This is a genomic window from Acidovorax sp. IB03 (genome assembly GCF_016406015.1).
GTDB lineage: Bacteria > Pseudomonadota > Gammaproteobacteria > Burkholderiales > Burkholderiaceae_C > Acidovorax > Acidovorax temperans.
In genome coordinates this window covers 1-12,706 of sequence record NZ_JAEFCH010000058.1, presented here as the reverse complement: position 1 = coordinate 12,706, position 12,706 = coordinate 1, and the positions used below count along the sequence as shown (strand labels likewise).

Below are 12,706 nucleotides of genomic sequence, written 5' to 3'. Positions count from 1 at the left end.
TCCCCGGCAGAGCCGGGGGGCCTCCTTTTGGTAGCTAGCATTCGCTAGAAGAGCCATTTTTTTATTCAAAAGACAAGGCTCCGCCCTGCCTGCCGGGTTGGGCGGGTTCTTCGGGCCTGGGCGGTGCCCAGGCGTTTGAAGGGGTGCGGGGCGGAGCTGCCGGTTTACTTCTTGGTGTAGATCTGGTCGAAGCTGGCGTTGTCGGCAAAGTGGTCCTTGGCCGCCTTGTCCCAGCCACCAAACGCGTCGTTGATGGTGAACAGGTTCAGCTTGGGGAACTGCTTGGCGTACTTGGCCTTGGCTTTGTCAGACACCGCAGGGCGGTAGAAATACTTGCCCGCAATGTCCTGGCCTTCTTCGGTGTAGAGGTACTGCAGATAGGCCTCGGCCACGGTGCGGGTGCCCTTCTTGTCCACGTTCTTGTCCACCACTGAGACGGCGGGCTCGGCCAGGATGGAGATCGACGGCGCAATTACGTCGAACTTGGCGCCGAACTCTTTTTCGAGCAGGTAGGCCTCGTTCTCCCAGGCGATCAGCACATCGCCCTGGTTGCGCTGCGCAAAGGTGATGGTGGAGCCGCGCGCGCCGGTGTCGAGCACGGGCACGTTGGCGTACAGCTTGGCGACGAAGTCCTTGGCCTTGCTTTCATCACGGTTTGGACCGCCGTACTTGCGCTTGGCAAATTCCCAGGCGGCCAGGTAGTTCCAGCGCGCGCCACCCGATGTTTTGGGGTTGGGGGTGATCACCTTCACATCGGGGCGCACCAGGTCGTCCCAGTCCTTGATGCCCTTGGGGTTGCCCTGACGCACCACCAGCACGATGGTGGAGGTGTAGGGCGAGCTGTTGTGCGGCAGGCGCTTTTGCCAGTCTTTGGGGATCCACCCACCATTGGTGTGCAGGGCATCGGTGTCGCCCGCCAGGGCCAGGGTGGCCACGTCGGCGTCCAGCCCGTCGATGATGGAGCGCGCCTGCTTGCCCGAGCCGCCGTGGCTTTGCTTGATGGTCACGTCCTGGCCGGTCTTGGCCTTCCAGTGCTTGGCAAATGCCTGGTTGAACTCCACGTACAACTCGCGGGTGGGGTCGTACGAGACGTTGAGCAGCGTCACAGACTGCGCAAACGACGGCAGTGCGGTCAACGCCAAAGCGCCTGCAAAGGTTGCGGCCAATGGAAACTTGATAAAGTCGCGGCGAAAGTTCATGGGGGTCCTCGGTTTTGAATGTGGGCGGTGCAAAACACCGATGAAACGCATTCTGGAAGGCCCTCTTAAAAACTGGAACCAATAAGATTTCAGTTCTTAATACCCAAAACATCTGAAGACTGTCCCGCGCAGCCTTCGCCCCACCCCATCACGAGAAGGAAACACCATGGCACGCACCGTCCAATGCATCAAACTCGGCCAAGAGGCAGAAGGCCTGGACTTTCCGCCCTACCCTGGCGAGCTGGGCAAGCGCATCTGGGAAAACGTCAGCAAGCAAGCCTGGGCCGACTGGCTCAAGCACCAGACCATGCTGGTCAATGAAAACCGCCTGAACCTGGCCGACGCCCGCGCCCGCCAGTATTTGGCCCGCCAGATGGAAAATCACTTCTTCGGCGGCGGCGCAGACGCCGCGGCGGGCTATGTCCCGCCCAGCGCATAACGGAGCAAAGCGAAGTGCAGCGCTGCAAGAAGTGGTTTCGCCAAAACCATTTCTTTGGCGGCGGCGCAGACGCCGCGGCGGGCTATGTCCCGCCCAGCCAGTGAGTGATCTAACGCAATAGCGGCAGATCCCGCTTCGGGTACAAACCAGCCCCAGCACGGCGCCCTTGTGGCGCCCTTTGTTTTTCTGGGCCACGCGCAAGGCTTGCACGGGCCCGGTGTTCAGCACTTGCATACCCCATGTCCGAGCCCATCGACTGGCTGCCCGACGGCACCCCCTACAGCCCCCGCTTTGGCGACCGCTACCACAGTGAAAACGGGGGGCTGGACCAGGCCCGCCGCGTGTTTCTGCAAGGCTGCGGCCTGCCAGCGGCCTGGGCTGGCCAGCCCCAGTGGCGGGTGCTGGAAACGGGCTTTGGCTTTGGGCTGAACTTTCTCGTCACCTGGTCCGCATGGCGCGCCGACCCGCAACGCCCGCGCCTGCTGCACTTCATATCGACAGAAGCCTGGCCCGTGAGCGCCGCTGACCTGCTGCGTGCCACCACCGCCCACCCCGAACTCGCGCCGCTGGCCGAGCAACTGCACGCCCAGTGGTGGGGCCTGCTGCCCGGCGTGCACCGTTTGAGCTTTGAGGACGGCCGCGTGCTGCTCACGCTGTATGTGGGCGATGCGCAAGAGATGCTGCGCCAGCAGGCGCCCACCGCCGACTCGGTGTACCTCGACGGGTTCAGCCCCTCCGTCAACCCCGACATCTGGAGCGCCCACACCCTCAAAGCCGTGGCGCGCTGCTGCCGCCGGGGCTCGCAACTGGCCACCTGGACCATTGCCCGCGCCGTGCGCGACGCGCTGGCCGAGTGCGGCTTTGAAGTGCAACGCGTGCCCGGCGTGCCCCCCAAGCGCGACAACCTGCACGCCACCTACAACCCCCGCTGGGAACCCCGCGCCCGCACGGCCACGCTGCCCGATGTAGCCCCCCAAGCCAGCGCACAGCACCAGCATTGCCTGGTGATTGGTGGCGGGCTGGCCGGGGCTGCCGCTGCCGCCAGCCTGGCCCGCCGGGGCTGGCAGGTGCAGGTGCTGGACCAGGCAGCCGAACCCGCTGCAGGCGCATCGGGCCTGCCAGCGGGCGTGTTTGCGCCCCATGTGTCGCCCGACGATGCCGTGCTCTCGCGCCTGTCGCGCAGCGGCGTGCGCACCACCTTGCAGCAAGCCAGCCAGCGCCTGCAGGCCGGGCAAGACTGGGGCCCCACCGGCGTGCTGGAACACCGCACCGACGGCACCCCCGGCTTGCCCGCCGACTGGCACGCTGGGCCAGGCGCCGACTGGACCATTCCCGCCCCCGAATCAGCCCGCGAACAAGCGGGCCTGCCGCCGGATGCCGTGGCCTGCTGGCACACCCGCGCCGGCTGGATTCGCCCGCCCCAGCTGGTGCGGGCCCTGCTGCGCGAGCCTGGCGTGACCTGGCGCGGCCAGTGCGCCGTGACCAGCCTGCGCGCCATACCAATGGCCGATGCCGCCGCCCCCACCGAATGGCAGGCGCTGGATGCGCAAGGCCAGGTGCTGGCCCAGGCCCCTGTGGTGGTGATTGCCGCAGGCGCAGGCAGCCCCACCCTGCTGGCCGAGCGCTGGCCCCTGCAGCCCGTGCGCGGCCAGGTGTCCTGGGGCCGCTATGCCGCGCACCTGCCGCCGCCCGCGCCCTTCCCGGCCAATGGGCATGGCAACGTGGTGCCGTCGTTTGGCGTGGGGCAGACTGACAACCCGGCTGAGCAGGCCACCGAGCGCGGCTGGATCATGGGCTCGACATTCGAGCGTAACGTGACCGAACTACCTGCCAGCGCACCAGACCAGCTCGCCGCCCACCAGGGGCAATGGAGCAAGCTGCAGACCCTGATGCCCACAGCCGCCCGCGCCCTGGCGCCCCGTTTCGAAGCCCGGCTGGCGGCTGGCGAGCAGGCCGATGGCGCGGCCGCCTCGGTGGAACACTGGGCCGCCGTGCGCTGCACCGCCCCCGACCGCTTGCCCATCGTGGGGCCGGTGGATGCTGCCACGCTGCCCGGCCTGTGGGTGTGCACCGCCATGGGCGCGCGGGGGCTGACTCTGGCCCTGCTGTGCGGCGAATTGCTGGCCGCCCGCCTGAACGGCGAACCCCTGCCGCTGGACGCCAAACTGGCCCGAGCACTGGCGAGTGAGCGGATGTAAAAACGCTGTGTGGACTGCCGGAAAACTGATTGACCACCAGCTCGGCGCCTCTTACAACACGTCTTTATATCTATATTTGCATATTAGAAGCACAAAACAATAGTTTGCTTCCATAAGAAGCCCCTCTACATTCGCCGCCATGCATGAATTGGCGTTTGTCTTTGCGGGTTTCGCGGTGGGTCTGATCGTCGGACTCACGGGCGTGGGCGGTGGCTCGCTGATGACGCCCATCCTCATCTTCTTTTTCGGCATCAAGCCCCACATGGCCGTGGGCACCGATTTGCTGTTTGCGGCCTTCACCAAGATGGGCGGCACCGTCAGCCTGGCCCGCCAGCGCCTGGTGCCCTGGAAAGTGGTGGGCCAACTGTGCGCAGGCAGCATTCCGGCCGCCCTGCTGGCGCTGTGGGCGCTGCGCACCCTGGGCCCGGCCAGCGCCACAGCGCAGCGCATCATGACCACCACGCTGGGCTTTGCCCTGCTGCTCACGGCCGCTGCCACGCTCTACAAGGCGATTGTTTTTTCTGCCCAGCGCCAGGCCGCTCAAAACGCCGCACGCAAGGCCCACACCGGCGACGTCACCCGCCCCCGCCACTGGAGCCTGCCCGTGCTGCTGGGCGCGGTGATCGGTACGCTGGTCACCTTCACCTCGGTGGGTGCAGGCGCCATCGGTGTCACGGTGCTTCTGCTGGTGTACCCTCTGCTGCCGCTGCCGCGCATCATTGGCGCCGACATTGCCTACGCCGTGCCGCTGACCCTGGTGGCGGGTCTGGGACATGCATCGCTCGGCTCGGTGGACTGGCCTTTGCTTGCACAATTGCTGGCTGGCTCGCTGCCCGGCATCTGGCTGGGCTCGCGCCTGGTCACCCGCACCCCTGAGCGCCTCATCCGCTCTGCCCTTTCTCTGTTGCTCGCCTGGGCGGGCTTCAAATTGATTCTGATCTGAGTGCTCCACGATGTACCAATACACCGACTTTGACCGCCAATTCATCCGCCTGCGCGCCGAGCAGTTCCGCGACCAGCTCGAACGCTGGCAAGCGGGCAAGCTGACCGAAGAGCAGTTCCGCCCCCTGCGCCTGCAAAACGGCTGGTACGTGCAGCGCTACGCCCCCATGCTGCGCGTGGCCGTGCCGTATGGCGAGCTGTCCAGCACGCAACTGCGCGTGCTGGCGCGCGTGGCCCGCGAATACGACCAACCCGAGCCTGCCCTGCTGGCCGAGGCCCAGGCCACGCAAGAAAAGCTGGGCGACATTCCGCTGGCCGACGGCCGCCGCATTGGCACCAAGCTGAAGTACGGCTACGGCCACTTCACCACGCGCACCAACGTGCAATACAACTGGATTCCGCTGTCCAAGGCCGCCGACGTGATGGACCTGCTGGCCACCGTGCAGCTGCACGGCATCCAGACCAGCGGCAACTGCATCCGCAACATCAACAGCGATGCGCTGGCCGGCATCGCCGCCGACGAGATTGCAGACCCCCGGCCGTTTTGCGAAATCCTGCGCCAGTGGAGCACGCTGCACCCCGAGTTCTCGTTCCTGCCCCGCAAGTTCAAGATCTCGATCAACGGCGCGCGCGAAGACCGCGCCGCTTTGGGCTGGTACGACGTGGGCCTGCAGCTGGTGAAGAACGACGCGGGCGAGCTGGGCTTCAAGGTGCGCGTGGGTGGCGGCATGGGCCGCACGCCCACCATCAGCCCGGTGCTGCGCGAGTTCCTGCCCTGGAACCAGCTCATGAACTACCTGGAAGCCGTGATCCGCGTCTACAACCGCTACGGTCGCCGCGACAACAGCTGGAAGGCGCGCATCAAGATTTTGGTGAAGGCCGAAGGCCAGAGCTACATCGACCAGGTGAATGAAGAGTTCCGCCAGATCGTCGAGGACGAAGGCGGCCCGCACACCATCACCCAGGCCGAATACGACCGCGTGGCCGCGAACTTCCGCGAGCCCGAGCTGGACCTGTCGCCCGCCAACGCCGAAGCCGAAACGCTGGAGCTGCTGCGCACCGCCGCCAATGAGGACCGCGACTTTGGCCGCTGGCTCACCAGCAACGTGCTGCCGCACCGCCACCCGCAGCTGCGCGCCGTGATGCTGTCGTTCAAGCGCCTGGGCTACGCGCCGGGCGACGCCACGGCCGAGCAGATGGAAGCCGCTGCCGAGCTGGCCGACCGTTTCTCGGGCGGCGAATCGCGCGTGACGCACGAGCAAAACCTGCTGCTGCCCTGGGTGCGCCGCGACCAGCTGCCCGCGCTGTACCAAGCCGCCAAGGCGCTGGGCCTGGCCAAGCCCAACATCGGCCTGCTGACCGACATGATCGCCTGCCCCGGCGGCGACTTCTGCTCGCTGGCCAACGCGCGCAGTCTGCCGATTGCCGAAGCCATCACCGAGCGCTACCAGGACCTGGACGAGCTGTGGGACCTGGGCGAGATCGACCTGCACATCAGCGGCTGCATCAACAGCTGCGGCCACCACCACAGCGGCCACATCGGCATCCTGGGCGTGGATAAAGATGGCAAGGAGTGGTACCAGATCACGCTGGGCGGCGCCGATGGCTCCGACCTGTCGGGCCCTGCCACGCCGGGCAAGATCATCGGCCCCTCGTTCAGCGCCGCCGAAGTGCCGGGCGTGATCGAAGCCTTGCTGAACACCTACCGCACCGAGCGCCAGCCGCTGGCCGATGACGCGCAAGGCCCACGCTACGAAAACTTCATCGACACCGTGCGCCGCGTGGGCCTGGAGCCCTTCAAAGCCGCCGCCAACGCCGCCCGCCGCCCCGCTGAAACCGAAACCGCCTGAGGGTTTATCACTATGAAAATAATAGCTGCTCACGAGCACCAGCCAAGCGCTGGCGGCCAAAAAGTCATTGAACTGCCCAACGATGCCAACCCGTTCGAGCTGGACCTGGCAGGCGTGGACCGCATTGACCTGCAGTTCCCCAAGTTCACCGACGGCCGGGCCTTCAGCCAGGCCCGCCTGCTGCGCGGCCGCCTGAAGTTTGCGGGCGAGCTGCGCGCCACCGGCGACGTGCTGATCGACCAGCTGGTGCAGATGGCCCGCTGCGGCTTTGACGTGGCCGTGCTGCGCGAAGGCCTGGACATGGCCGACGCCCAGCGCCAGTTCGACCGCTTCAAGGGCTTCTACCAGGGCGACGTGACCGAGCCGCTGCCCCACTTCCGAAAGGCAGCATGACCATGGGCCACATCGACCTCACCGCCGTCAACGCCGACCTGGGCCGCAACGCGCCCGCCCTGGTGGAATGGGCCCTGGGCCTGGGCAAGACCAGCATCGTCACTACGAACTTCCGGCCTTTTGAAGCCGTGATCCTGCACATGGTCACGCAAGTGAACCCCAAGGTACCCGTGGTGTGGATGGACAACGGCTACAACACCGAAGCCACCTACCGCTTTGCCGACGAGGTGACCAAGCAGCTGGGGCTGAACCTGAAGATCTACCTGCCGCTGCGCTCGCGCGCCCACCGCGAAGCCGTGGAAGGCCCCACGCCTGCGCTGGATGACCCACGCCACGCGGCATTCACCGCCGAAGTGAAGCTGGAGCCCTTCGCCCGCGCCCTGCGCGAGACCGCGCCCGAGGTCTGGTTCACGGCCCTGCGCGCTACCGACACCGCCTTGCGCGCACAGATGGACCCCGTGAGCATCAACCCCGACGGGCTCATCAAGGTGGCGCCGCTGCTGCACTGGTCGTCCAAAGACCTGCACGAGTACTGCGTGAAGCACGGCCTGCCCAACAACTTCGACTACGTGGACCCGACCAAGGGTGAAGACAACCGCGAGTGCGGCTTGCACCTCGCCCACTGACCCCCAGGCCCGACCATGAACGCCCGCACCGACTCAGCGCTGCTTGAGAAAACCAACGATATGAGCTACCACCTCAACAACTCGCACCTCGACGCCCTGGAAGAAGAAACCATCTTCATCCTGCGCGAAGTCGCCGCCGCCTTTGAGCGCCCCGCCCTGCTGTTTTCGGGCGGCAAGGATTCGCTGGTCATGCTCAAGTGCGCCGAGAAGGCCTTTGGCGCCAAAGCCACAGGTGCAGGCATTCCCTACCCGCTCTTGATGATCGACACGGGCCACAACTTCCCGGAAGTGACGGACTTCCGCGACTTCCGCGCGAAGGAACTGGGTGCTGAACTGATCGTACGCAGCGTGGAGGATTCGATGGCGCGCGGCACCGTGCGCCTGGCGCACCCCGGCGAATCACGCAACGTGCACCAGTCCGTCACGCTGCTCGAAGCGATTGAAGAATTCCGCTTTGACGCGCTGATCGGCGGCGCCCGCCGCGACGAAGAAAAGGCCCGCGCCAAGGAGCGCATCTTCAGCCACCGCGACAGCTTCGGCCAATGGCAGCCCAAGGCCCAGCGCCCTGAGCTGTGGACGCTGTTCAACACCCGCTTGCAGCCCGGCGAGCACTTCCGCGTGTTCCCCATCAGCAACTGGACCGAGCTGGACGTGTGGCAGTACATCGACCGCGAGCAGATCGGCCTGCCCAGCATCTACTACACGCACAAGCGCCAGGTGGTGGACAAGAAAGGCCTGCTGATGCCGGTGACCGAGCTGACTCCCGCGCGCGAAGGCGACGTGGTCGAGACGCGCGATGTGCGCTTCCGCACCGTGGGCGACATCACCTGCACCGCACCGGTGGAGAGCACCGCCGCCACCCCGGCCGAGATCGTCATCGAGACCCTGGCCGCCGACGTGAGCGAGCGCGGCGCCACGCGCATGGACGACAAGACCAGCGACGCGTCGATGGAAAAGCGCAAGAAGGACGGGTATTTCTGATGACAAACACTACCAATTCAATAGCTGCCAGCGCTTATCCAGCAAGCGTTGGAGCCCCAAATGACCATATCTCCGCCCTCAAGTTCATCACCTGCGGCAGCGTGGACGATGGCAAGAGCACACTGATTGGCCGCCTCCTGGTAGACAGCAAGGCCGTGCTGCAAGACCACCTGGCTGGCGTGCAACGCCAGGGCGAGACCGACCTGGCCCTGCTGACCGACGGCCTCAGCGCCGAGCGCGAGCAAGGCATCACCATCGACGTGGCCTACCGCTACTTCGCCACCGAAGAGCGCAAGTTCATCATTGGCGACGCGCCCGGCCACGAGCAGTACACCCGCAACATGGTCACCGCCGCCAGCAGCGCCGACGCCGCCGTCGTGCTGGTCGATGCCACCAAGCTCGACTGGAAGAACCCCAGCCTGGCCCTGCTGCCGCAAACCCGCCGCCACAGCCTGCTGGTGCACCTGCTGCGCGTGCATTCGCTGGTGTTTGCCGTGAACAAGCTGGACGCGGTGGAAGACCCCGCGCTGGCCTGGAAGCACATCCAGGGCGCGCTGCAAGCCTTTGCCCAGGCCGCGGGCATCTCCGTACGTGCCACGGTGCCGGTGTCGGCTCTCAAGGGCTGGAACGTGGTCGATGCCCATGCAGGCTGGTGCGGCTACACCGGCCCCACGCTGCTGCAAGTGCTGGAAGAGCTGCCCAACACCCCAGCCGACACAGCGCTGGCCCCCGCCTTCCCCGTGCAGTGGGTCGAAAAGTTCTCGTCCTCATCCGACACCAGCCAGGGCCGCCGCGTGTTCTGGGGCCGTGTGGCTGCGGGCACCTTCGCGCCCGGCACCGCCGTGCAGATCTTCCCCAGCGGCCAGCTCGCCACAGTGGCCCAGGTGCTGGACCACGCCCGCCGCCCCAAGGACGTGCCCGCAGGCACCAGCGCCGGCATCATCCTCGACCGCGAGGTGGATGTCTCGCGCGGCGACTGGATTCTGGCCGCGCCCACAGCAGCCGCTGCCCCCGCTGCTGACGACGACTTTGGCGACACGCCCGCAGCCACCCCGGCCTGGCCCGCCAGCCGCGAGCTACGTACCACCATCGCCTGGATGGACGACGAGCCCCTGGTCGCAGGCCGCGTGTACTGGGCGCTGCACGGCCACCGCTGGGTCAAGGCCAAGGTCAAGGCCGTGGTGCACAAGCTCAACATCAACACGCTGGCCGAAGAAGCCGCCACGCAGCTCGACCCCAACGCCATCGGCCATGTGGAACTGCTGCTGCAGGAGGCGATTCCCGCCGCGCCATTCACCCAGGCCCGCGTGCTGGGATCGCTGATCCTGGTGGACACTGCCAGCCACAAGACCGCTGGCGCGGTGCTGGTGAACTGACCCAGCGCAACAAAAAATGCCCTGAGTCCCCCTTGCGGGCTCAGGGGCCCTCTCAACCCGCGCGGTGAAAGCCTTAAAATCGCGGGTTTTTACCGACCGACCCACACACCCTCTGCCATGACCCACGTCGTTTCCGAAAACTGCATCAAGTGCAAGTACACCGATTGTGTGGACGTGTGCCCCGTGGACTGCTTCCGCGAAGGCCCGAACATGCTCGTCATCGACCCCGATGAGTGCATCGACTGCGCCGTGTGCATTCCCGAGTGCCCTGCCAACGCCATCTTTGCCGAAGAAGACCTGCCGGCAGACCAGATCGCCTTCATCAAGATCAACGCCGAACTGGCCTTTGCCGATGGTTGGAAGAGCATCACCAAGCGCAAGCCCGCTTTGCCCGACGCCGACGAGTGGAACGGCAAGCCCGGCAAGATCGCTTACCTGATCAAGTAATGCCTGCTGGCGCTGCCCGCCGCTGCACCACCCTTTGCCACAGCGTGGCAATGGCGCAGCGGTGTGACCCGGCAGCACCATCCCCCAGCAGGCCCCAGCGCCTGCTGCCTTGCCCATGATTCAAGAAACCGATGCCGTCGTCATCGGTGCAGGCCCGGTGGGCTTGTTCCAGGTGTTCCAGCTGGGCCTGCAAGGCTTGGCAGCCCACATCATTGACGCGCTGCCCTACGCGGGCGGCCAATGCGTGGAGCTGTATGGCGACAAGCCCATCTACGACATCCCTGGCGTGCCCGTGTGCAGCGGGCGCGAACTGGCAGCCCTGCTGCAGCAGCAAATCAGACCCTTCCAGCCCCAGTGGCACCTGAACACGCAGGTGGCTGCTCTGCAAACGCAGGCAGACACCGGGCGCTTTCACGTCACCACCACCCAAGGCGCTACCTTGAGTGCCCGCGCAGTGTTCATCGCAGCGGGCGTGGGCGCGTTCGTGCCCAAGGCCCTCAAGCTGGAAGGCATCGACCGGTTTGTGGGGACCCAACTGCATTACACACGGCTACCTGCCACGACCTCGCTCAAAAACCAGCGGCTGGTGGTGCACGGCGGTGACGATGCGGCCGTGGCCTGCGCCGTGGAAGCAGCAACCGCCGGGCAAGCCGCCAACGTGACGTTGCTGTACCGGCGCGATGTCTTCAACGCCACGCCCGAAGCGCTGGCCCAGTTGCAGGCCCTGCGCAATGCCGGCCGCATCCAGGTGGTCGTGGGCCAACCCACCGGCATGGACTGCGCTGACGAGCGGCTGACCGCGCTGCACATCACCACCCCGCAAGACACCACCCTACCGCTGCCGCTGGATGTGCTGGTGGTGGCCCTTGGCGTATCACCCCGCCTGGGCCCGATTGCCGACTGGGGCCTGGCGATGGAGCGCAAACAACTGGTGGTGGACACCGCCACCTTTGCCACCAGCGTGCCCGGCATCTACGCGGTGGGAGACATCAACACCTACCCAGGCAAGCGCAAATTGATTGTCTGCGGCTTTCACGAAGCTACGTTGGCCGCCTTTGCTGCGGCGGAAGCATTGAGCGGCAAGCCTGTGGCGCTGCAGTACACCACCAGCAGTACGCGTCTGCATCAATTGCTGGGGGTGGATTCAGCAGGGACAGTCAACGGCTGAAGGCGGCGAGGCACTGCTGTTCAACTCACACGAAAGCGGGGGCTCAACATCAGAGTTGACCGGCACGCACCGGTAACGCATCACGGGACTTATCCAGCTGCGCGCGGCTCGCGGCACATTGCCGGTGCATGTCCGTGTCGAACGACCTGTTCTGTCACAGCGTCACCGGTTTTCCTCGCAATGTGAAGCAAAGGTGCCAAACTGAGTGCAACCGTGCAACCCGAGGGAACACGCACCTTTTCCTGACCGACGTCCACACGCGTCACCGCCCGTTGCGACAAAACGCCGACTGCCTCTCCCTTTCCGTTCACCACCGGACCGCCGCTAGCTCCTGCATGCATCGCGTTATCAATGTACATCACGTCACATTCCACACGGTCGCCATTTTGAGTATTTTCAGCAACGATGCGCCTCAAATTTCCTACGTTCCCTTGCTTTAGCAATGGCCCCGTCATGTCAGCGATGTATCCAGTTCGCATCGCTTCACGAAACTGCGCCGCGCCGGAGAAGTCATGTTGAAGCAGTCGGTCCACATTGAACGGGAGCTCGAGTTCCTCTGAAAACCCGGCAAGACAAACGCGCTCACCGAGTGTTGGCGGGTTGACGTTTGCAGGAATATGCGACACGGCAGTCACAAATGGACTTTTCGGCAGAAGGATAGCCAAGTCGAGTTGAATTCGACTCGTGAACGATGGAATATCAAGATCTATGCTGCAAAAGAATACACGGTACTCCGCCGCGGGGTGCCCAGCAAACTTGCAGTAAATGCGTTGATCCGGATCCTTGTAGTCGCAGTGCCGAATCGGCGACCGCCCCGTGACCACGTGCGCTGCCGTGAGCACCTCACCGTTCGCGGTGTAAGCAAACCCAGTTCCTTGACTTATCTTCTCATCACCGAGAAAGACAGAGATGTAGCAGCAAGCGTCGGAAATTCGCTGAAGCGCATCAGGACTCAGCAATGGGATATTCATACGATATAACTCAATGTAAACAGCAAAACCCGGTTAATACACCCGGACACTGTGCAAATAAAAGGGGTATCTATTTAGCTCCAGCAGCCCCATTGATACTGTGATTTCATCCAGCA

At 65.0% G+C, this 12,706-nt stretch carries 12 protein-coding genes; 10 read left to right on the top strand and 2 right to left on the bottom strand.

Going from position 1 to position 12,706, the window contains the following annotated elements:
* Window positions 1-164: 164 nt before the first annotated feature.
* Entirely contained in the window at window positions 165-1,199 is a 1,035-nt protein-coding gene (locus IHV84_RS19395) for a sulfate ABC transporter substrate-binding protein (protein ID WP_233100137.1), read from the bottom strand.
* A gap of 166 nt (window positions 1,200-1,365) precedes the next feature.
* Between IHV84_RS19395 and IHV84_RS19390 the strand changes: the two genes are divergently transcribed.
* The 10 genes from IHV84_RS19390 to IHV84_RS19345 all read left to right on the top strand — a co-directional run bounded on the left by IHV84_RS19390 (window position 1,366) and on the right by IHV84_RS19345 (window position 11,619).
* On the top strand, window positions 1,366-1,638 hold the full coding sequence (locus tag IHV84_RS19390; RefSeq protein ID WP_044400580.1) for an oxidative damage protection protein: 273 nt from the start codon (window positions 1,366-1,368) through the stop codon (window positions 1,636-1,638).
* 239 nt (window positions 1,639-1,877) lie between these two features.
* Entirely contained in the window at window positions 1,878-3,836 is a 1,959-nt protein-coding gene (gene mnmC, locus IHV84_RS19385) for an FAD-dependent 5-carboxymethylaminomethyl-2-thiouridine(34) oxidoreductase MnmC (protein ID WP_198848071.1), read from the top strand.
* 139 nt (window positions 3,837-3,975) lie between these two features.
* Window positions 3,976-4,779, top strand: coding sequence for a sulfite exporter TauE/SafE family protein (locus IHV84_RS19380; RefSeq protein WP_198848070.1), 804 nt, complete (start codon window positions 3,976-3,978; stop codon window positions 4,777-4,779).
* A 10-nt stretch (window positions 4,780-4,789) separates the two neighbouring features.
* On the top strand, window positions 4,790-6,628 hold the full coding sequence (locus IHV84_RS19375) for a nitrite/sulfite reductase (RefSeq protein ID WP_198848069.1): 1,839 nt from the start codon (window positions 4,790-4,792) through the stop codon (window positions 6,626-6,628).
* Window positions 6,629-6,640: 12 nt separating this feature from the next.
* Window positions 6,641-7,021 carry a DUF934 domain-containing protein gene (locus IHV84_RS19370; protein WP_198848068.1) on the top strand — a complete coding sequence of 127 codons (381 nt, stop codon included), beginning with the start codon at window positions 6,641-6,643 and terminating at the stop codon, window positions 7,019-7,021.
* 2 nt (window positions 7,022-7,023) lie between these two features.
* The gene (locus tag IHV84_RS19365) at window positions 7,024-7,647 is read left to right on the top strand and encodes a phosphoadenosine phosphosulfate reductase family protein (RefSeq protein ID WP_198848067.1); all 624 of its coding nucleotides are present in this window, start codon (window positions 7,024-7,026) and stop codon (window positions 7,645-7,647) included.
* A 15-nt stretch (window positions 7,648-7,662) separates the two neighbouring features.
* Window positions 7,663-8,628 (top strand): sulfate adenylyltransferase subunit CysD, encoded by a 966-nt coding sequence (gene cysD, locus IHV84_RS19360; RefSeq protein ID WP_198848066.1) that lies wholly within the window; start codon window positions 7,663-7,665, stop codon window positions 8,626-8,628.
* A complete protein-coding gene (locus IHV84_RS19355) occupies window positions 8,628-10,004 on the top strand; it encodes a sulfate adenylyltransferase subunit 1 (RefSeq protein ID WP_198848065.1) in 1,377 nt (458 codons plus the stop codon). The genes cysD and IHV84_RS19355 overlap by 1 nt, the downstream gene beginning before the upstream one ends.
* A gap of 117 nt (window positions 10,005-10,121) precedes the next feature.
* Entirely contained in the window at window positions 10,122-10,451 is a 330-nt protein-coding gene (gene fdxA, locus IHV84_RS19350; protein ID WP_066699332.1) for a ferredoxin FdxA, read from the top strand.
* Between the two features lie 115 nt (window positions 10,452-10,566).
* Complete coding sequence (locus IHV84_RS19345; RefSeq protein ID WP_198848064.1) at window positions 10,567-11,619, top strand: NAD(P)/FAD-dependent oxidoreductase; 1,053 nt, start codon at window positions 10,567-10,569, stop codon at window positions 11,617-11,619.
* An 89-nt stretch (window positions 11,620-11,708) separates the two neighbouring features.
* On the opposite strand, the gene IHV84_RS19340 is transcribed toward IHV84_RS19345, so the two are convergent.
* The gene (locus tag IHV84_RS19340) at window positions 11,709-12,590 is read right to left on the bottom strand and encodes a serine protease (RefSeq protein ID WP_198848063.1); all 882 of its coding nucleotides are present in this window, start codon (window positions 12,588-12,590) and stop codon (window positions 11,709-11,711) included.
* Between the last annotated feature and the right edge of the window lie 116 nt (window positions 12,591-12,706).

What these genes read in the sequence shown, in the direction of transcription:
- IHV84_RS19395 (WP_233100137.1), bottom strand. Translation starts at nt 1,199, where the DNA reads ATGAACTTTCGCCGCGACTTTATCAAGTTTCCATTGGCCGCAACCTTT.
- IHV84_RS19390 (WP_044400580.1), top strand. Translation starts at nt 1,366, where the DNA reads ATGGCACGCACCGTCCAATGCATCAAACTCGGCCAAGAGGCAGAAGGC.
- mnmC (WP_198848071.1), top strand. Translation starts at nt 1,878, where the DNA reads ATGTCCGAGCCCATCGACTGGCTGCCCGACGGCACCCCCTACAGCCCC.
- IHV84_RS19380 (WP_198848070.1), top strand. Translation starts at nt 3,976, where the DNA reads ATGCATGAATTGGCGTTTGTCTTTGCGGGTTTCGCGGTGGGTCTGATC.
- IHV84_RS19375 (WP_198848069.1), top strand. Translation starts at nt 4,790, where the DNA reads ATGTACCAATACACCGACTTTGACCGCCAATTCATCCGCCTGCGCGCC.
- IHV84_RS19370 (WP_198848068.1), top strand. Translation starts at nt 6,641, where the DNA reads ATGAAAATAATAGCTGCTCACGAGCACCAGCCAAGCGCTGGCGGCCAA.
- IHV84_RS19365 (WP_198848067.1), top strand. Translation starts at nt 7,024, where the DNA reads ATGGGCCACATCGACCTCACCGCCGTCAACGCCGACCTGGGCCGCAAC.
- cysD (WP_198848066.1), top strand. Translation starts at nt 7,663, where the DNA reads ATGAACGCCCGCACCGACTCAGCGCTGCTTGAGAAAACCAACGATATG.
- IHV84_RS19355 (WP_198848065.1), top strand. Translation starts at nt 8,628, where the DNA reads ATGACAAACACTACCAATTCAATAGCTGCCAGCGCTTATCCAGCAAGC.
- fdxA (WP_066699332.1), top strand. Translation starts at nt 10,122, where the DNA reads ATGACCCACGTCGTTTCCGAAAACTGCATCAAGTGCAAGTACACCGAT.
- IHV84_RS19345 (WP_198848064.1), top strand. Translation starts at nt 10,567, where the DNA reads ATGATTCAAGAAACCGATGCCGTCGTCATCGGTGCAGGCCCGGTGGGC.
- IHV84_RS19340 (WP_198848063.1), bottom strand. Translation starts at nt 12,590, where the DNA reads ATGAATATCCCATTGCTGAGTCCTGATGCGCTTCAGCGAATTTCCGAC.